This is a genomic window from Pseudalkalibacillus sp. JSM 102089, assembly GCF_041366475.1.
GTDB lineage: Bacteria > Bacillota > Bacilli > Bacillales > Guptibacillaceae > Guptibacillus > Guptibacillus hwajinpoensis_B.
The window spans coordinates 1-19659 of the sequence record NZ_JBEWYW010000018.1 but is presented as its reverse complement, the minus strand read 5'-3'; the positions used below and the strand labels follow the sequence as shown (position 1 = coordinate 19659).

Sequence of the window (19659 nt, the reverse complement as noted above, 5' to 3'; positions counted from 1 at the left end):
GTTTCCCTCCATGCTTTCCATATACCATTTATACATTCAACGTAGACGCTGCTTATATTACTTATAGTAACCGTATATACCATTCCAGGAACACCAATTATTAAACCCGCTTCCTTTGCTTTTTTATTCCTTTTGAGTATGGCCAATATATCACTTTTATAATATTTCATACTGGATTTAAGTGGATCAAGGAGTTGTTTGCCGTTTATAATTCGAATACAGTCACCTTCTGCCGTTAATTCACACCCTGCTTGCTCGGCTGATCGGATAACAGTCTATGCTTCCATTAGATAATCAAGTCCTCATCATCTTCGTTTTCTATCCTTGGATTTTTACCCACATTACCCACTTCTGACTTAATCCCTTGCGCCTGTTGGTTTTGTTGTGTGGATCCACCCTGTACACTTTCATTCACGTTACCCGCATTTAAATCCTCATCAACTGATTCGTGGGTATTGTGAGTAGAAGTGGCTAATGACTTCCCACGTCCTTTTTCTTTATCTACTGACTTTTCTTTGTGCTTGTGGGTACTGTGGGCATTTTTGTGAGAACTTAGAATACACGGATTAACCTCGCAAACAATTTTTCTTCCTTCCCGCTTCTGATAGAGGTAACCCCTCTCCTCCAATTCAAAAAATGTAGACCTTAAATGCATGGCTTTTTTAAACCTTTTCCTAGTAAGGTTTTGAATTTCTCGGTATTCAACAACTGGCTTATCCTGTCGCTTAATTACTTTCAGTAAATACTCTGCATCTTGAGCACGTTCATCAGCTCCCATACATCCATAAGCGGCCTTGGCATGTTCTATAAAGTAACTGGTAAGCTGACATGCTTTGGTGAATGTTTCTTCATGTATTTGCCTTGGTACCAACTTCATATTTGATGTTTCCAATGTTAAGGCTTGAATATGTTGGGCAACATGGAGCAATCCCGCAATCCTGATAATTTGTCCAGCTAATTTACTGCCCCATTCTTTCATTTCCGATAAATCACCCCCATCTAAAAACATTTTTTCTATTTCTCCTCTTAACCTTTCCTCTTGCTCTCTAGCCTTGTTGCTAAATGTGATTGGGACAGCCTCATGGGTATCCATTTGTAATAGCTTTTTAATGTTCAATAGATAGCGACTCTTTATATCTGCTTCTATTGGCAGCGGTGTGATTTTACGGTGTCCAACCAGTGAACGAGGAAATGAGTATAAAAACCTCGGCATTAATCCTCGTTCTTGAAAGCTTGGAGGTACACCTTGAACAACTTCCGGTTGAAGGAAAAGTCCAATAGTTAATGCAGGTTCATTCAGAACTTTTGTCTCTCTGCCCATCCGATCAACAGCACAATAATCTCCACTAAAACCTTTTAAAAATATTTCAAGATTTGCTTTTCCGTCTGAAGCGTACCGCCCGGCCATGATGCCGAATATTCCCCCACCTTCTGCTGACAATAATGCCATTTTTTCATGGTTCTCTGCCATTAAGTCTGCTAATTTTTCTGGTGTCACATCCTCGGTTATAAAGCGGGGTAAGGATAATATTTCTTCATTCTCAATTTCGTTCGCTAACGAAACAATTTCTTTCAAAGTGGTTTGATCTCCATTTTTGGCATATTCTTTTTCAAGCTGTTCCAGTCGTTTTTGATTTGCTTTAAACTTTGCTTTTTGTTCTGCTACCTGCACTGACAAACGTTCTCTTTCCCCTCTCTCAAAGGCGGTAATTGGCTCTTGTAATGCCTTAAAGACAGAACTTTTTCGATTACCAGGGGGTAATGCTAAAATGGAGTATGTGTTTAAAGATTCACTCCATTCCCCTGTCAACCGAACATAGAATTTTTGGGCTAATGCAGTCGATAAAACAGATATAGCTGCCATTCCCGGGGCATCTACTGGTGTTTGGGTTGATTCTGCTACACCCTTCACGTATTCCCGCAACCATTCTGGAATTACCTCTATTGGAAAGTCGGGAAGTGTATATTCATCAAATGGTACGGGAGCTCCCCATTCTCTATAACCCGAGGACTTTCTTTCCTCTTTCTTTGCCTCTTTTACAGCCTCGTATTCTGTAATTAATGCAGTGTTAAGGCCCAAACTTTTTCCCTCCCTTCAACCGCTTCAATTCTGCATTTAAGATGCTATTGAAGGTGGTTTCTATAACCTCAACAGATTCAGGTGGGTTATTTCTCTCATTCCATAAAAGTAATAATTCATAGGCTACAGGTGCTGATATCCCATGTCTTAGCAAGTACCCGGCAAAGGAGGCGGCGGACGTATTACGCTCACCTTCTCCTACGCCTTGGATGACTTCTAACCAATAACAATCAGGCTTTCTTTTCGGCTCCTGTATTGGTTCAGTTATTTTCTGTAACAGCCAATTGGGCATTTCTGCTAACGGTACTTCAAGTGGTCGGCTTGATAATTCCCACTCGTATTTATTACCGCTTAGATGTAGGGAAGGAGATACAACTATATATCCCCCATCCCCTCGAATATCTAGGCCAGGTAATATATTGGTTCGGTTTTTGATATATCCTATATTCTTAAATAATATATGGCTTCCGCCTCCTCCTGTAATAGCTTCAATTGTGGCAGGAAACTGACCGTATTTATCATTAAGCTTACGTAGTGAATCATCGCCACCATGCCTGGGATCAACGTCTAACGCAACAAAACCACTATCCCCTCCTGTGACTACACCAATGTTAGCGGATGGCCATTGCCTCCACCATTTTCTTATAATATCTATTTGGGTTGTCGCAGCCTTTAAACCGTTTTTTATTCGGGGGTGCTTCCCTATACTCCTGCAATTTGGATTATTACAGGAACAGCTTTTATCAATAGGTGTATGAAGCGGGAAAACTGCCCAGCCTAGTTTACTGGCGTATGCTTGAGCGGTTTTTCCATTTCGTGACATAACGTCTGTAGTCAACTTATCCTCCTCCTCTCTCCATCATTTATAATCATGTGCAAATTACTGCGGTTCTTTATTTTTCATCTGATCAATCCAATGAAAAAAGTCCTTTTTTTCAACCCGCTTGGTTAAACCAATTTGAATACATCTAATTCCGCCTGCTTCTTCATTCATACGTAAAAGCTCATAAACACGGCGTCTAGAAATCCCTAAATAAAGAGCGATATCTTTAGCCGTTAAAATTTCTGGCAGCTTAGGTTCTCCCATTAATTCACACCTCCTATTAAGAATTAATTTCAAAAAATAAAAGCACTCTTTCACTCATCCTCTTGACCCCACTTTATTTTTTCGATTACACCTAAAATTTCTTCCTTCTTCTCTTCAGGTAGTTCTTGCCTTAACAGTCGGTAAAATGAATTTTCATGTATCCCTAACTTTTCAGCTACTAACCAATTAGGGATAGACCCTTTAGCTTCTCTTATCTCTAAATTTCTTTTGAAATAATTCATTTTTTTCCTCCTTACGTTGTTATGTGTTGGTGGTGGTGATATAATCATCATAACGCATTTTGTTACGTTAAATATTGTTTATTAACCTATATATCGTAACAAAACGTAACTTTTTTAAAAAAGGTGGGATTTAATTTGTCGGACTATCAATATCCACTTACTGATCAAAATATAGTAATAAATGTATATCCTGTGGAATTGGTCAACGTTAAACGTTTAATTATTGAAGAAGAACAAGTGGGACACGCTTCTGAAGAAATCTTAAGAAACAGTGTGAATAATTGGAGTAAGGCTATGAGTAGAGGTATGGAACATGAATTGTCGTTAGCTTTAAAGCTGGCAGGAACAGAAAGAGAATCACATCAAATTGTATTTAATATCGATGGTCTTATAAATGAATTCTCACATTTAAAAAACATAAAAGATATTGAAGCATTCTCACAAAAGTATGGGTTGTTGGGAGTAAAACCCCCGGACACTGAACAGGTAAACAGCAAAAGCTCGTTAGTATGGACTATCTTCCAACCTCATTTCATTTACAACGCTTACGGGTTTAGCGTAATTGAACCTGTCGATTTGTGGTTTTGGCATATAAATGAAGTTCGCCAAATCTTGAAGCTATATGATGTTGTAAGAAAAAGCTTTGATGATCGGGTTGATGAGTTAATTGAAATTAAAGAGCACAGTGGAAGGTTTGGCTCACTGGCTGAAGATAGAACAACGATGGATCGTTATTTTGTCTATTGGACGGAAGGTGAGCAAATTCTTATGCTACCGGAAGATATGGAGGAAAAGTCAATGTTAGAAATCGGACAATACACCTTATCTAAGGTATTGGCTTCCCACATATCAGATGGAATTCATTTAGGCGTTGGAGATCTAATTCGTAATCCTTCTACCAAAGGTTTTAAAGTTCTTGAACAAAGATATACACCTTATTTGTTGGCAGCAATCTATTACGATTTGTGGCAGAAGATTAACGATGATAAGAATATATTTATTTGCGGAAATAAAAGCTGTGGCTTACCCTTTATCAAATCTAGACGTAAAAAGTATTGTTCGGATGCTTGTAAGCAAGAGGCGTACAGAGAGCGGTTAAACAGCAAACGGAGGGATAGACTATGACTCATTATTATAGACCACGGTGTAAATGCAAGGGTAAGAAATGTAAGTGTGGAGCAAGCTGGGCATACATCGAGGATATAGGTATCGGCCCAAAAACCGGAAAAAGAAAACAAAAGAAAAAAAGTGGTTTCCGTACAAAAAAAGAAGCCGAAGCGGCGGCTGCAATTCTTAAGAATGAATTAAATCAGGGGACATATATCGAAGAATCCAACATGACATTTAAGGATTTTGCTTATGAGTGGCTTTCTATCTATGAGGGAAGCGGGAATGTAAAAGAGAGTACCGTTCGAATACGTAAACATGAAATCAAGCGTCTCTTAGATTATTTTTCCAAATTAAAATTAAAAACAGTTACCAGACAGCAATACCAAAACGCTATAAATGACTTAAAGAATAGAGGATATGCCCAAAACACCATAGACGGAGCACATCGTACAGGTAGAATGATTTTTAGAAAGGCTGTAGAATTAGGGACTTTGAAAAAAGACCCTACAGAATTCACCCATGTTCCAAGATATCAGAAGACAATTGAGGAATTGGAAGGAAAAAAGGATTTACCGAAATATCTTGAAAAACAAGAACTAAAGCATTTTCTTCAAGTTGCAGACAAATTGGGTTTAGATCAAGACTATCCTATCTTCCTATTACTAAGCTATACGGGATTGAGGTCTGGTGAATTATGTGCCTTAAAATGGCGAGATATTAATATGGAAGAACAAACTATCAGTATCTTTAAAACTTATTACAACCCCACTAATAATAGAAAGGAATATAAGCTGCTACCACCTAAAACTACCACATCTGTTCGTGTAATCGATGTTGATGAAACTGTGATTAGTGAATTAAAAAAGCATAAAGCACTTCAAAAGGAAACAATCATGTTGCATAGAGACATATACCATGACCAAGGCTTTGTTTTTGCAAGTGTTGATGATGAATTGCCAGGTTACCCGCTTTATATTAAAAAAGTGGAAAACCGTATGACGAGATTGTTAAAACTAGCTGGATTAAATACAGATCTTACTCCTCACTCATTACGACATACTCACACATCTCTTTTAGCCGAGGCAGAAGTAAGTCTTCCGCAAATCATGGAGCGGTTAGGGCATAAAGACGAATCGACGACAAAAAATGTTTACCTACACGTAACAAAAAAAATGAAAAAAGAGGCCTCCCATAAGTTCAGAGAACTCATGGAAAACCTCTAATTTTAGGTCCTTATTCAAGAAAATGTTACTCGTTCGTTACCCCTAGTTGATATCTAAGGGGTATAAGACCTTTCAAACCCTATTATAAAGGGGATTATGAGCGGATGATTACATCATGCCGCCCATACCGCCCATTCCACCCATGCCGCCCATATCAGGCATGCCACCGCCGCCTGCATTTTCTTCAGGCTTATCAGCGATTACTGCTTCTGTAGTAAGAATCATAGCAGATACGGATGCTGCATTTTGTAGAGCAGAACGAGTTACTTTTGTAGGGTCAACGATACCAGCGTCAACCATGTTTACCCACTCACCAGTAAGGGCGTTAAATCCAATACCGATTTTCTCGCCTTTAAGGCGCTCAACCACAACAGATCCTTCAAGACCAGCGTTGTGAGAGATCTGACGGATTGGCTCTTCTAGTGCACGAAGAACAATCTTAACGCCAGTTGCTTCATCTCCAGAAGCTTCTACAGCTTGAACAGCCTTAACGACGTTCACTAGCGCTGTACCACCACCGGATACGATTCCTTCTTCAACCGCTGCGCGAGTTGAGTTAAGAGCATCTTCAATGCGAAGTTTACGCTCTTTCAATTCAGTTTCAGTTGCCGCACCAACTTTGATGACAGCTACGCCGCCAGCAAGCTTAGCAAGACGTTCCTGAAGCTTTTCTTTATCGAACTCAGAAGTTGTTTCTTCTAGCTGAGCTTTGATTTGGTTTACGCGACCAGCAATCTTGTCTGTTTCGCCAGAGCCTTCAACGATTGTTGTGTTTTCTTTCGTTACAACAACTTTAGAAGCGCGACCAAGCTGAGTCATGTTCGCTTGCTTAAGGTCAAGACCAAGATCTTCTGTGATCACTTCTGCGCCAGTAAGTGTACCGATGTCTTCAAGCATTGCTTTACGACGGTCACCGAAGCCAGGAGCTTTAACAGCTACTGCGTTAAACGTTCCGCGAAGCTTGTTCACAACGAGTGTTGCAAGTGCTTCACCTTCAACGTCTTCAGCAATCATAAGAAGTGGTTTACCTTGTTGAACCACTTGCTCAAGTACTGGAAGAACATCTTGGATGCTTGCAATTTTCTTATCAGTGATAAGGATATAAGGATCTTCTAGGACAGCTTCCATTTTGTCGGAGTCTGTAACCATGTAAGGAGATGCATATCCACGATCGAACTGCATACCTTCTACTACTTCTAGCTCAGTAGCAAATCCTTTTGATTCTTCAACAGTGATAACGCCGTCGTTACCAACGCGCTCCATTGCTTCAGCGATCAATTGACCTACTTCTTCGTCAGCAGCAGAGATTGACGCAACTTGTGCGATTGACTCTTTGCCTTCGATTGGCTTAGAAATGTTTTTAAGCTCTTCAACAGCAGCTCTAGTTGCTTTCTCAATTCCTTTACGGATAACCATTGGGTTCGCACCAGATGCTACGTTTTTAAGACCTTCACGTACCATAGCTTGCGCAAGAACGGTTGCAGTTGTTGTACCGTCACCGGCAACGTCATTCGTTTTGCTAGCTACTTCAGCGACAAGCTTTGCTCCCATGTTTTCGAATGCATCTTCAAGCTCGATTTCTTTCGCGATCGTTACACCATCATTCGTGATAAGTGGAGATCCGAATTTCTTCTCGAGGACAACGTTACGTCCTTTTGGTCCGAGTGTAACTTTAACTGCGTTCGCAAGAGAATCAACACCGCGAAGCATTGCGCGACGGGCTTCTTCACTGAACTTAATATCTTTTGCCATTTGTTACCCTCCTAAATGTATGTAGTGCTTTTTATTTTTGTTTTTACTTACCTACGACTGCAAGAATATCGTTCTCACGAAGAATCAAATACTCTTTACCGTCATACTTCACTTCAGTACCAGCATACTTACTGTAAATAACAGCGTCGCCTTCTGATACTTCAAGAGCTACACGCTCTCCACCATCAGTTAGTGCACCGCTACCTACAGAAACGACGCGACCTTCCTGTGGCTTTTCTTTCGCAGAATCTGGAAGTACGATCCCACTAGACGTTTTTTCTTCTAATTGAATTGGTTCGATGACTACTCGATCACCTAAAGGCTTTAACAACTCAAACACCCTCCTCAGATGGAAATTATGGTTTGATTCGTTTTTTAGCACTCACCATCGTCGAGTGCTAACACATGTATATAATAAATAATTCACTATTCTTTTGCAAGTACTTAAGTTGATTTTTTTTTCAGTTTTTTCTTTTCTCCTTAACTCGTCACCATGTGACATAAACTGATAAGACTTATGGCCTGTTTTTCGATTATATTCGATATAGCTATATGAAATAGTTATACGAAGTCTTATGAACGGCATTCCCTTAAGAAAGTGTGTTAAACTAATACGAGTATGCAAAATGCCATTTACGGCATGCAAACCATTAAAAGGAGTTATGCTTCTTGGCCAAACATTATTGGACTATATTGATTACTTATATTGTAATGCAGCTCTCAGGATTAGTAGGCGTTCCCCTACTTCAGGAGTTAAACATCCCTGATCCAGTCGTCACTTGGTCTGTGTTTAGTTTTCTGACAGCACTGATTATCATGCTATTTCTTCTCCGCTTCACTCCGGACGTCCCTTTTGAACGCTCAACGCGCGTCTCTCCTGGTCAGGCGGTTGGATGGAGCATTCTAGGCGTATTCATGGCTTATGCTTCCCAAATTATTGCTGCAATGATCGAAATGAACGTATTTGGGATTGATCCTGGTTCTGAAAACACAGAAATGCTGATAGAAGTCGCAAAAGCGGCACCTGTTTTTATTATTGTGACATCAATTATCGGACCAATTCTTGAGGAAATTGTTTTCCGAAAAGTTATTTTCGGTTCGTTATACAAACGATTTAATTTTTGGATTGCCGGCATACTCAGCTCTGTTATTTTTGCAGCGATTCATTTTGACTTTTCTCATATTCTTATTTATTCGGCAATGGGACTCACCTTCGCTTTTCTTTATGTAAAAACGAAGCGTCTGATTGTACCAATCATTGCTCATATGACGATGAATACATTTGTTGTATTAATTAACGTCTATTTTGCTGATGATATTATGGAGATGGAAAAGCAGCTGAACGAGATGCAATCGTTTATTGGAGGACTCTTTTCATGAAACTTTCACCAATTGTAATGGGTTTTTTCTACTTGGGACTTGGCTCCCTCTTCACCTACCTGGCGATTCAAAGCGCTAGTAGTAACGGGGAAATATGGAGTTTTTATACCATTCTGCTGATGGTTCTCGCTACAGTAGATTTTGTTTATGCTATTCGTTTCTTCGTCTTGAAAAGAAGGATAACGGAACTAAAGAAAAAAGATGATAACAAAAAGCGATAGGGCTTCCCCTATCGCTTTTTATTTGCATTTAATTATTGCTCTCTTCCTGAGCTTCCTCAAGAATCCGTTTTGCTTCAGCCTGCAATCTTTTACGGTAGCCATATCGTGACACAATGATACTAAATTCATACAGAAGTAACAGCGGTACTGTAACCATAAGATGTGAAATGATTTCAGGTGGTGTAATCATCCCCGCTATAACAAGAAGGACAAAATAGGCATACTTTCGAATCTGTACAAGCATAGCTGGATTTAACATACCAAGCCTTGTAAAGAAAAGAACGATGACTGGTAACTGAAAAACAAACCCAAATGGGAGCGTTAATTGAAACAAGAAGCTGAAATATTGATTCGCTCCGTACATTTCTTGTATGTTAAGACTTTGAGCAAGATTCCCTACAAAATCGATGACAAAAGGAAATAAAACAAAGTAGGAAAAGGATACACCACCAAGAAACAAAATAAACACTGCGGGAATATACGATAGTGTCACTTTCCGTTCGTGTTCAAATAATCCTGGTGAAATAAATGCCCACAGCTGATAAAGCGCCAGTGGAGATGTCATAATAAAAGCAATTAAAAAAGCGAAGCTGAAATACACTTTCAACGGGTCAGTCAGATGAAACGCGTTCATCGGTATACCCTGCGCTTCAGGAGCATGTTGCAAGAACACAATGACTGGCTTAGCCAGAAACAGCCCCGCAATAAAGGAAAGAATTAAGAAAACGACTGTAATAATAATCCGTTTTCTTAATTCTTCTAAATGATCATAGATGGATTGCTTCTGATCCTCCATTCACTATCCGTCCTAACCGATTACTTGTCGTTATTTTTCTTTTCGTTTGGTTCATCATCATCATCCGCTAAACCTTTTGTTGCATTTTTAAATTCACGAAGCGTATTTCCTGCAGCTTTACCGAGTTCAGGTAATTTCTTAGGTCCAAAAATAATTAAAGCAACCACAGCAACTAAAGCGATACTTGCGCCACCCATTCCCATGCGTGTCACCTCCTTAACATGTCGTTATACTGGATAATGTTTCATGAAATAAACAAGTGCTTGTAACTCAACTGCAAGATCAATATGATGCACTCGAATGTGATCCGGCACCGTTAATCGCGCCGGCGTAAAGTTTAATATTCCTTTTATTCCTGTTTGATCCATCTGATCGGCAATCGATTGAGCAACATGAACTGGTACGGTTAAGATAACGACGGAAACGTCATTTTCTCTCAGCCGCTTTTGAAACTCGTCGATATGATAGACTGGAACGCCACCAATCTCCTGTCCTACTTTTTCAGAGTCTGCGTCAAAAGCAAGCTCGATCTTTGTATTATTATTTTTAATGAAATTGTAGTGCAGGAAAGCCGTTCCAAGATTACCTACACCAATAAGCGCGACTTTTGTCGTTTCATCCTGATCAAGCGTCTTACTAAAAAAGGATAACAAATAATGAACATTGTACCCATAGCCTTTTTTACCAAGAGCACCAAAATAACTGAAATCTCTTCGAATTGTAGCAGAATCGACCTTGATGGCATCGCTAAGCTCTGCTGACGAAACGCGTTGTTTACCTGATGCACTTAAATTTTTTAAATATCGATAATAGAGCGGCAGTCTTTTTGCTGTCGCCTGCGGAATTTTTGTCTGATCAATATCCATACACTACCTCCATATTGATCTCCGCGCTCCATCGTCACGTTATTCGCGCGCATAATCCCCGCTTTTACCTCCTGTTTTAGTAACAAGATAGGTTTCCCCGATAACGATGCCTTTATCCACCGCTTTACACATATCATATACCGTCAATGCTGCTGCCGAGGCTGCCGTCAGCGCTTCCATTTCAACGCCAGTACTTCCGCTCGTCTTCACATGAGCCTCAATAATTAGCTCATAGGCTTGCGATTTCTCCTGCCAGTTAAAATGAAGGTCAACGCCAGAAAGCGCTATCGGATGACACATGGGGATGAGATCAGATGTTTTTTTTGCTGCCATAATTCCGGCAATTTGAGCGACTTGAAGCACATCGCCTTTCTTCATCGTTCCTGATTGAATACCAGAATAGATGTCTTCACTCACCTTTACGCTCGTTCGTGCTGTTGCAGTCCGAACGGAGGGAGTTTTATCAGAAATGTCGACCATTCTTGCGCGGCCTTCTTCATTAAAGTGAGTAAATGAACTCATATTTGCCCCTTTCCTCATCCGAAGATGATAGAAGGATAATGCTGCTACTTGTGACTATACACCATTTCTTTCGATTTTGCTGTTTTTTTGATGACTTTTTTTGTTAACTCATGCACATTCCTTTAGTTGCTCAGCTCGTCCTCTCTGCGGTAAACTTAAAGGAAACTCGGATAATGCCGAACTATCGGTGATACACCAGGAAATAACCTTTCCTTACTAACCGTTTTTCACGGATTTAAGGAAGGAAATAGAGGTGAAAGAACATGATCGTATTGCAAGTTAATGGACTCACCAAATCATTTGGTGCTGATACCATTTTATCGAATATTAAATTAGAAGTACAATCACGAGACCGTGTAGCACTTGTCGGACGTAATGGCGCAGGCAAGTCCACCCTTCTTAAAATGATAACAGGTCAGCTTTCCTATGATTCAGGAGACATTATTAAGCCGAAAGGTGTTTCCATCGGCTATATGGCGCAGGATACAGGTTTAGAATCAAATTTATCAATCTGGGAAGAAATGCTTGGCGTCTTTAATCGTTTGCGGAAAATGGAATCTGAACTCAGGAGTTACGAGCAGAAGATGGGCAATCCTGATGTTTACGAGAATGAAACTGAATACGAACGAATTTTAAAAGAATACGATGAACTTCAAGTGGCGTTTAAAGATCAGGGCGGTTACAAATACGAAGCAGACATTCGTACGGTTTTACACGGACTCAACTTTAAAGACTTTGATTACAGCACAAAAATTTCAACGTTAAGTGGTGGTCAGAAAACACGCCTTGCGCTTGGTAAGCTTTTACTAACAAAACCAGAATTACTAATTCTAGATGAGCCCACTAATCACCTGGACATCGAAACACTTACTTGGCTTGAAGGCTATCTTCAAAACTATTCTGGGGCCTTATTAATCGTCTCTCACGACCGTTATTTCCTCGATAAAATTGTAAATAAAGTTTATGAAGTATCACGTCATCGTGCGGAGAGATTTGAAGGTAATTACAGTTACTACCTTGATGAAAAAGAACAGCGGTATGAACAGCAATTAAAAGAGTTTGAGAAGCAACAAAAAGAAATTGCCAAGCTTGAGGAGTTTGTTCAGAAGAATATTGTTCGCGCCTCAACTACGAAACGAGCCCAAAGTCGTCGCAAGCAACTTGATCGAATGGAGCGACTAGATAAACCAAAAGGCGACGAGAAATCTGCTAATATTACGTTCGGGATCGATAAGCAAACTGGTAACGATGTCTTAACGCTGAGAGAACTAGCGATAGGCTATCCAAATAACACCATAAACGAAAACCTAACATTTGATTTGAAGCGCCAAGAGAGTGTTGCGCTTGTAGGGCCAAACGGAATTGGGAAATCAACTCTACTTAAAGCGATCGTATCAGGTGAAACTCTCCTCAATGGTGATATTCACTATGGTAGCAATGTTCAAATTGGCTTCTATGACCAGGAACAAACCAATCTTCACTCGAATAAAACCGTGTTGAAAGAACTATGGGATGACTTCCCACTAACAGATGAGAAAGATATTAGAGCAGTTTTAGGACGTTTTCTTTTCACTGGTGACGACGTTTTGAAGAATGTCTCTGATTTAAGTGGGGGCGAAAAAGGGCGTCTAGCGCTTTCCAAGTTGATGATGCAAAAATCAAATCTACTAATACTGGATGAGCCAACAAACCATCTTGACCTAGATAGTAAGGAAATTCTTGAAGAAGCACTTATTCAATTTCCTGGTACAATTCTATTTGTCTCGCACGATAGATATTTTATTAACAGAATCGCGACGCGCGTCATTGAACTTTCAACTGATGGCGTAACACCTTATCTAGGTGATTACGATTACTATGTTGAGAAAAAGCAAGAGCTTGCTGAATTAGCAGCGCTTGAGCAACAAAAGAACAATATCACACAAGATGCTCCATCTGCTAAATCAACCTTTCAACAGGATAAGGAAACGAAGCGCCAGGAACGACAAATGCAAAGACGAATTGAAGAAATTGAAAAAGAGGTCGACAATGCTGAAGTTCGCATCGCAGAAATAGAAGAAGAGCTTTGCATTCCTGAAATTTTTGAAGATCATGAAAAAGTAATGAAATTAAATGAAGAAATGGATCATCTTCGTCATCAAACGGAAACTCTCATGGAAGAATGGGAGCAATTACAAGAAGCATAATAAAAAACAGTCCACAGTGGACTGTTTTTTTATTAGGTGAGAATTTTCCGACATATTCACACTATCCACACACTTATACACAATTAATCACCTGTTATGACTAATTTCGTAAAAACTATCAACATTATCCACAGGACGATAACCAATTATCCACAAAATGACCACTTCCCAAAAAAACGCGAAAGAACCCCTTTCCTCTCCTTATATCCACATTATCCACTATCATGTGGATAACTGTTCTTATTAAAATACCTCTCCTTAAACATGAAAAAACGTCTGTTTAGCTTTCTGATAAATGGATGACTTTTCTTCAAATAAAAAAACCGGGATTAGATTTCCAGTTCTAATCCCGGATTTGCGTTAAGTTGTAAGCTAGATCTCTTCCCTTTCCGATAAGCTATCGTTCCAGCCGCTGCAATCATAGCTGCATTATCAGTACAATAATAAAGTGGCGGAATCACAAGCTCTGTCTCACTGTCGTTGAATGCTTCTGTTAAAGAACTTCTAAGTCCTTTATTAGCAGCTACACCACCAGCAAGTACAACCTGTTTCACTCCATACTCCTTTGCTGCTCGTAAAGTTTTAGTTACAAGAACTTCTACGACCGAAGCTTGAAAACTTGCCGCAAGATCCTCAGGCTTTAACTCTTCGTTTCTTTGCTTTGCATTATGAACAGTATTGATAACCGCGGATTTCAAGCCACTAAAACTAAAATCATAAGAACCTTTTTCAAGCCAGGCACGAGGAAGAGGGACGGATTCCTCGCCTTCCGCAGCTAGTCGATCAATATGGGGTCCGCCTGGATAAGGTAGCTGAAGCGTTCTTGCTACTTTATCATAGGCCTCACCCGCTGCATCATCACGCGTTTCTCCTATTACCTCAAACTCACCCTCAGATGGCATATAAACAAGCTCTGTATGGCCCCCAGAGACGACGAGAGCAAGCAATGGATATGTTAGCTCTGCTACAAGCTGATTTGCGTATATGTGCCCAGCAATATGATGAGTACCGATTAGTGGTTTTTGATGAGCGAAAGCAAGTGCTTTTGCTGTATTCACACCTATTAAGAGTGCCCCCACTAGTCCTGGGCCTTCCGTTACAGCAATTCCATCAATATCGTCCATCGTAACGTCTGCCTCGTCCAATGCTTCTTCTAAAATCAGCGTCATCTGCTCCACATGATGTCTTGAAGCAATTTCTGGTACAACCCCACCAAACCGTTTATGACTTTCAATTTGAGAAGCCACGACATTGGCCAAAACTTCTTTCCCATTTCTTACAATCGCTACTGCCGTTTCATCACAGCTCGTTTCAATACCTAGTATTAATTCATTTTTATTTTCCATTAAAATTCACCCACATAACTAGCGCATCCTCATGATTATCAGTGTAATAATTTTTGCGGATGCCGCCTTCTTCAAATCCAAATTTCCGATACAAGTTTTGCGCAACTTTATTAGATACGCGAACTTCCAAAGTCATGGTCAACGCTCCGCGTAATTTCGCAAAATGAATGGCTTTCTTAAGTAGTGCTTCTCCTAGCTTCATTCCCCTATAGTCCGGATGAAGCGCTATATTTGTAATATGCGCTTCATCGATGATGACCCACACACCACAATATCCCGCTATTTCTTCCCCAACCTCGAGCAATAGATAAGTAGCAAAATGGTTAATTACAATTTCATTATAGAAAGCGGATTTGCTCCAAGGCGTAGGGAACGTTGCATGCTCAATTCGCATGACAGCTTCTATATCTTCAATCGTCATCGATCGAAACGATACCGTCTCATTCATCGTTAATCCCCTACTTTTTCTGTGAAGCCAGCCATTTCGCTTCAGCTTCAGCCATTCTTACATAGTTTGGTGTAAACTGATGGACATCTTCTACCGGTTCTTTACAAGACCCTAATCTTGCAAGATCAGAAGGACGAGCATTCAAACTGCTACTCGGTGCAAAAGTTGCTTTCTCTCCTAAAATCGCTTCGATTTGTTCCTTGTGCAGATTTAAATCGCCACTAATAAATAAGAAGCGCTCATAGCGATCTTTATTCTCTTTCAACCAGTCTTCAAATAGGACGATATGATCGTCGGTTTCTCTCTCGACTTCTGTTCCATTTGCTCGATATACGCTCAAATAGACCTGTCCTCGTCTAGCATCAAAAAAGGGAATAATGGCTCCAGAAAAATAACGGCCGTTCTGGCCCAGGACTTCTAAACTTGAAACACCCACAAGTGGAATGTTTAATGTCCAAGCAAGCGTCTTAGCAATACTAATGCCAATACGAAGACCTGTATAAGAACCTGGTCCCTCAGCTACTACAATACGATCAAGGTCAGTAGGCTTTAATTGAACCTCTTCTAGCAATTGCTCAATAGCAGGCATCAACCGAACCGAATGGTTTTTCTTTATATTTGTTATGATTTCTCCAACAATCGTGCCTTCCACCATAACGGAGACACCCATACAATAATTCGAAGAATCAATGGCTAGTACTCTCATGTTGCAACTCCTTACATAACGACTCATAAAAAGGACCAAAGGGTCTCAATATTAGCCGACGTTCTGATTCTCTTTGATGATAAATTTCAACTCTGAGAAGTTCTTTTGGAAGCATATCCTGTATGAATTTTGCCCATTCCACTACAGTGACCCCTTCACCTTCAAAGTATTCGCTAAAACCAAGGTCTTCATCACTCTCTTCTAGACGATATGCGTCCATATGAAACAGAGGAATTGTACCTTCATATTCTTTGATAATCGTAAAAGTCGGGCTGTTTACCACTTTCGTAACGCCTAGTCCTTTTCCGATTCCTTTTGTAAATGTTGTCTTGCCAGCACCTAGATCTCCTTCAAGTGTTAATACACTGCCTGGCTTAAGCTTTTCTGCAAGCTTTTTACCAAACTCCATCGTTTCATCTGGAGACTTCATGATGAAAGCATATCCACTCATGGTCATCACCTATTCCTTAGACGAGAAGTGATTGTAACCCTTCTTGTCCAGTTTGAATTTTTGATCTTTATAATTCATCCATACACTTGTTCGCTTATCCTCTACATAACCAATCCGATAAATTTCTTCATCGTGCGCCTCGAAAAGTTCTACAACCTTTTCCCAATTCTCCTCAGCAACCGTTCCGATAAGTTCATAATCTTCTCCACCATTTAACATCCATTCTAACCGCTGAAAGGAAGAATAAGCATCGAAGCCCTCAGGAGCCGGAATCGTATCCTGATTCAATATAATAGAAACGCCACTTGCTTCAGCTAACTCATGGGACTCACTTGCAATTCCATCACTAACATCATTTAATGAAATCCGGTACCCACTTTTTGCGAGAATACGTCCTTGCTTTATTCGTGGACTAGGTTCTTGATGATATTTTACATAAGGGGCTTCATTCCCTTCCCCTTTAAGCAAAGAAGAAAGTCCTGCTGCAGACCCACCGACAGGTCCAGTAAGAAAGACAATATCTCCAGCTCGCGCATTACTTCTCAGAAGTTTGCGTCCTTTCTCGATTTTACCAATCACAGTAATTGCAATGTGAAGATCGCTTCGCGTCGAGACTGTATCTCCGCCGATCATATCTATTTCATAATCATCAGCAATTTCTTTCATACCTTTATAAATTTCTTTTAGCTGCTTAGACGACCAGCCTGTCTGAGGTACTGATATCGATACAAGGTAAAACATCGGAATTCCGCCCATAGCAGCGATATCACTTATATTGACGGCAAGCGCTTTTCTGCCAATTTGAAAAGGGGAGAGCGTACTTTTTTTAAAATGGATTCCTTCCACCATTGTATCTGCACAGGCGATTTCATCCCAGTCTGATCCAATACGATAAAGAGCAGCATCGTCTCCAATCCCTTGAATCAATTCTTCACGAAATGTATAAGCTGGCTTAATGGATTGAATAAATGCAAATTCATCTTTCACCAAACTCATCTCTCTTTCTATTTTATAAAAAAACCTTAGGAATTTCATCCTAAGGTGCTTTTTCTATCAGTTTATCTTACTTAACGACAAATTCACATGTTTGTTTAGAAAAACTTCTATTTTTCCTAAGGTTTATAGAAAAAAAACGATTTTAGAGTATAAAAAAAAAGCGATTCTATCGCTCTATTAGAAATGGCGGTCTCGACGGGAATCGAACCCGCGATCTCCTGCGTGACAGGCAGGCATGTTAACCGCTACACCACGAGACCAAGTTATGCAATGTTTGAACAATATACACTTACGATTGTGAGAAATAATACCAAGTTATCAGTTTAGGTTGCCCCTAAAGGGACTACAATAAAAATTTAACAAGGAAGATTAATCGACGTAGGTAAATTTTTGGTTGCGGGGGCAGGATTTGAACCTGCGACCTTTGGGTTATGAGCCCAACGAGCTACCGAACTGCTCCACCCCGCGACGATATAAAAAAATAATTTGTGCCTGCTTCTTTATACAGTGCACTGTTTCTTCCTCTGCAAGATTATGCTACGATGCGTATCCGTCGAAACAACTCGATGTTGTCTCATTGAAGTAACGCTCGTTGCTCCACCCCGCGACGATAAAAAAGAACTTAATATGTCTCTCGGACACAAGTACTACTATACCAGATAAATGTAATGAATGCAACCTTTAGGAGAAAAAGAAAAAAACCCCCTATTAGAGGGATTTTTCCACAGCATTTTTGAATGCTTCTACAATATCATTTTCGTTTTCAATTCCTACAGAAATACGGACGAGCTGCTTGTTGATCCCCAGCTTCTGTCTAGTATCTTCAGGTACTGTTCGGTGGGAGGTGGCAATGGGATAAGAAACGGTGGTATCTAATCCAGCCAGAGTCGGTATAATCTTCACCCATCCTAGTGACTTGAAGAACGTTTTCACATCGGTTGCATCCTCTAATTCAATGGAAACCATTGCCCCAGATCCTCTTTCAGCTACATATTCTGGATAATATACATTCTTTATGCCTTTAACGTCTTTCAGTTGGCTTGCAAGAAATGCAGCATTCCTAACATGCCGTTCCATTCGTACACTCATCGTTTTTAACCCACGGCACCCTAGCCACGCTTCGAATGGACTAAGGTTAGCACCAAGGTTAATCACTTTGGCTTTTGCTTTAGCCATAAGATCTTCTCTGCCTACTAGTACGCCTGCTGTTACATCACTATGTCCGCCAATGTATTTTGTTGCGCTATGTACAACCAGATCAATTCCAACTTGATAAGGTTGAAGAAGATACGGAGTAGCAAACGTATTATCTATCATTGTAATTAGTTCGTGCTTTTCACCAAGTTCTTTAAGAAGGGTTAGATCCTCTACTCTTAATAGTGGGTTTGTTACTGATTCCGTATAAAGTAACTTTGTGTTTGGACGTATGGCATGCTCAATTTTTTCTATGTCAGTAAAATCAACAAAAGAAACTTCTATGCCGAAGTCAGGGAGTTCTTCATTAAAAAGAGAGTATGTACCTCCGTATAGATCTTCACAAGCCACAATGTGGTCGCCAGCCTTAACAACAGCAAGTACTCCTGCAAGAATAGCAGATAAACCTGAAGAAGTTGCAATGCCTTTAGGAGCCTCCTCAAGGTCTGCTACACCCATTCCAAGATCATCTGTATTCGGATTGCTAACACGCGTATACAAATAGTCTTTTTTACCTTCATAAAAAGATTCCAAATCATCGAGATCTTCAAACACAAAGGCAGAGGTTTGATAAATCGGTTGAACCTTACTAACTGTATCTGCTTTCGTCTTTCGTGGAAAACGTACTGCTTTTGTATCAAAATGAAAATCCATTTATTTTCCCCTTCCCCTTAATAAAATTCTTTTTCATTAACTGTACGTGTTCTAGAGAGTAATTTCAAGAAATACGGTTCGAAATTTTCAATTAATTATTCTTGTTAAGCACCACGTTCTGGCTAAATAGAATTAAAATGCTTACTCGCATGCGATTATTCCGCGATATTTTAAATAATTCCGCGAATTTGAGATTAATTCCGCGAACGTAAAAAAACCATACAAAAAAGCGAGAAACCCACAGGTCTCTCGCTTCTCTTCATTGCCCAGCTACGTCCTACTCTTGCAGGGGGAGATCCCCCAACTACCATCGGCGCTCGAGCTTAACTTCCGTGTTCTCATACGGGGCGCGATAAGCGGCGAACTTCTTCGTCAGCTGCGCGATGCCAGATCCTCATG

21 protein-coding genes and 2 tRNA genes are annotated in these 19659 nt (G+C 40.1%); 5 read left to right on the top strand and 18 right to left on the bottom strand.

Annotation, left to right across the window (positions count from 1 at the left end):
- Positions 1–286: 286 nt before the first annotated feature.
- Genes ABVF21_RS21490 through ABVF21_RS21475 form a run of 4 tightly spaced genes read right to left on the bottom strand, consistent with a single transcriptional unit; the run spans position 287 to position 3409 of the window.
- Positions 287–2080 (bottom strand): YfjI family protein, encoded by a 1794-nt coding sequence (locus tag ABVF21_RS21490; protein WP_371018938.1) that lies wholly within the window; start codon positions 2078–2080, stop codon positions 287–289.
- Positions 2070–2918, bottom strand: a complete 849-nt coding sequence (locus tag ABVF21_RS21485) for a bifunctional DNA primase/polymerase (protein WP_371018937.1) — start codon at positions 2916–2918, stop codon at positions 2070–2072. The genes ABVF21_RS21490 and ABVF21_RS21485 overlap by 11 nt, the downstream gene beginning before the upstream one ends.
- 42 nt (positions 2919–2960) lie before the next feature.
- The gene (locus ABVF21_RS21480) at positions 2961–3167 is read right to left on the bottom strand and encodes a helix-turn-helix domain-containing protein (protein WP_371018936.1); all 207 of its coding nucleotides are present in this window, start codon (positions 3165–3167) and stop codon (positions 2961–2963) included.
- Positions 3168–3217: 50 nt separating this feature from the next.
- Positions 3218–3409 carry a hypothetical protein gene (locus tag ABVF21_RS21475; protein WP_371018935.1) on the bottom strand — a complete coding sequence of 64 codons (192 nt, stop codon included), beginning with the start codon at positions 3407–3409 and terminating at the stop codon, positions 3218–3220.
- Between the two features lie 135 nt (positions 3410–3544).
- On the opposite strand from ABVF21_RS21475, the gene ABVF21_RS21470 reads away from it, so the two are divergent.
- Together ABVF21_RS21470 and ABVF21_RS21465 are read left to right on the top strand one after the other, a co-directional pair.
- The gene (locus ABVF21_RS21470) at positions 3545–4534 is read left to right on the top strand and encodes a hypothetical protein (RefSeq protein ID WP_371018934.1); all 990 of its coding nucleotides are present in this window, start codon (positions 3545–3547) and stop codon (positions 4532–4534) included.
- A complete protein-coding gene (locus ABVF21_RS21465) occupies positions 4531–5742 on the top strand; it encodes a tyrosine-type recombinase/integrase (protein ID WP_371018933.1) in 1212 nt (403 codons plus the stop codon). Before ABVF21_RS21470 ends, ABVF21_RS21465 begins: the two co-directional genes overlap by 4 nt.
- A 108-nt stretch (positions 5743–5850) precedes the next feature.
- On the opposite strand, the gene groL is transcribed toward ABVF21_RS21465, so the two are convergent.
- Together groL and groES are read right to left on the bottom strand one after the other, a co-directional pair.
- Positions 5851–7494, bottom strand: coding sequence for a chaperonin GroEL (groL, locus tag ABVF21_RS21460; RefSeq protein WP_194222478.1), 1644 nt, complete (start codon positions 7492–7494; stop codon positions 5851–5853).
- Between the two features lie 43 nt (positions 7495–7537).
- Positions 7538–7825, bottom strand: a complete 288-nt coding sequence (gene groES / locus ABVF21_RS21455) for a co-chaperone GroES (RefSeq protein ID WP_048313430.1) — start codon at positions 7823–7825, stop codon at positions 7538–7540.
- 338 nt (positions 7826–8163) lie between these two features.
- Between groES and ABVF21_RS21450 the strand changes: the two genes are divergently transcribed.
- A complete protein-coding gene (locus ABVF21_RS21450) occupies positions 8164–8874 on the top strand; it encodes a CPBP family intramembrane glutamic endopeptidase (protein WP_371018932.1) in 711 nt (236 codons plus the stop codon).
- A complete protein-coding gene (locus ABVF21_RS21445; RefSeq protein WP_303536388.1) occupies positions 8871–9095 on the top strand; it encodes a YdiK family protein in 225 nt (74 codons plus the stop codon). Before ABVF21_RS21450 ends, ABVF21_RS21445 begins: the two co-directional genes overlap by 4 nt.
- A gap of 28 nt (positions 9096–9123) precedes the next feature.
- Here the strand turns inward: ABVF21_RS21445 and tatC are convergent, their stop codons facing one another.
- Genes tatC through moaC form a run of 4 tightly spaced genes read right to left on the bottom strand, consistent with a single transcriptional unit; the run spans position 9124 to position 11279 of the window.
- A complete protein-coding gene (gene tatC, locus ABVF21_RS21440; RefSeq protein WP_194222481.1) occupies positions 9124–9891 on the bottom strand; it encodes a twin-arginine translocase subunit TatC in 768 nt (255 codons plus the stop codon).
- Positions 9892–9911: 20 nt separating this feature from the next.
- Positions 9912–10094: a twin-arginine translocase TatA/TatE family subunit gene (locus ABVF21_RS21435; protein WP_194222482.1), complete on the bottom strand. Its 183-nt coding sequence runs from the start codon at positions 10092–10094 to the stop codon at positions 9912–9914.
- A gap of 24 nt (positions 10095–10118) precedes the next feature.
- Positions 10119–10751: a redox-sensing transcriptional repressor Rex gene (locus tag ABVF21_RS21430; protein WP_194222549.1), complete on the bottom strand. Its 633-nt coding sequence runs from the start codon at positions 10749–10751 to the stop codon at positions 10119–10121.
- Between the two features lie 45 nt (positions 10752–10796).
- A complete protein-coding gene (gene moaC, locus ABVF21_RS21425; protein ID WP_303536383.1) occupies positions 10797–11279 on the bottom strand; it encodes a cyclic pyranopterin monophosphate synthase MoaC in 483 nt (160 codons plus the stop codon).
- A gap of 263 nt (positions 11280–11542) precedes the next feature.
- On the opposite strand from moaC, the gene ABVF21_RS21420 reads away from it, so the two are divergent.
- The gene (locus ABVF21_RS21420; protein ID WP_303536380.1) at positions 11543–13465 is read left to right on the top strand and encodes an ABC-F family ATP-binding cassette domain-containing protein; all 1923 of its coding nucleotides are present in this window, start codon (positions 11543–11545) and stop codon (positions 13463–13465) included.
- A 329-nt stretch (positions 13466–13794) separates the two neighbouring features.
- Here the strand turns inward: ABVF21_RS21420 and tsaD are convergent, their stop codons facing one another.
- From tsaD to ABVF21_RS21380, 8 genes are all read right to left on the bottom strand, one after another.
- On the bottom strand, positions 13795–14811 hold the full coding sequence (tsaD, locus tag ABVF21_RS21415) for a tRNA (adenosine(37)-N6)-threonylcarbamoyltransferase complex transferase subunit TsaD (RefSeq protein WP_303536378.1): 1017 nt from the start codon (positions 14809–14811) through the stop codon (positions 13795–13797).
- Positions 14801–15259, bottom strand: a complete 459-nt coding sequence (gene rimI, locus ABVF21_RS21410; RefSeq protein WP_194222486.1) for a ribosomal protein S18-alanine N-acetyltransferase — start codon at positions 15257–15259, stop codon at positions 14801–14803. Before rimI ends, tsaD begins: the two co-directional genes overlap by 11 nt.
- A 10-nt stretch (positions 15260–15269) precedes the next feature.
- Positions 15270–15965, bottom strand: coding sequence for a tRNA (adenosine(37)-N6)-threonylcarbamoyltransferase complex dimerization subunit type 1 TsaB (gene tsaB / locus ABVF21_RS21405; RefSeq protein ID WP_303536376.1), 696 nt, complete (start codon positions 15963–15965; stop codon positions 15270–15272).
- Entirely contained in the window at positions 15946–16416 is a 471-nt protein-coding gene (gene tsaE / locus ABVF21_RS21400; protein ID WP_226616879.1) for a tRNA (adenosine(37)-N6)-threonylcarbamoyltransferase complex ATPase subunit type 1 TsaE, read from the bottom strand. The genes tsaB and tsaE overlap by 20 nt, the downstream gene beginning before the upstream one ends.
- Positions 16417–16425: 9 nt before the next feature.
- Entirely contained in the window at positions 16426–17412 is a 987-nt protein-coding gene (gene thiL, locus ABVF21_RS21395) for a thiamine-phosphate kinase (protein WP_371018931.1), read from the bottom strand.
- Positions 17413–17596: 184 nt separating this feature from the next.
- Positions 17597–17672 (bottom strand) — tRNA-Asp (locus ABVF21_RS21390).
- A gap of 131 nt (positions 17673–17803) precedes the next feature.
- Positions 17804–17880, bottom strand: a tRNA-Met gene (locus ABVF21_RS21385).
- 240 nt (positions 17881–18120) lie between these two features.
- A complete protein-coding gene (locus ABVF21_RS21380; protein WP_283153174.1) occupies positions 18121–19260 on the bottom strand; it encodes a trans-sulfuration enzyme family protein in 1140 nt (379 codons plus the stop codon).
- Positions 19261–19659 lie beyond the last annotated feature (399 nt).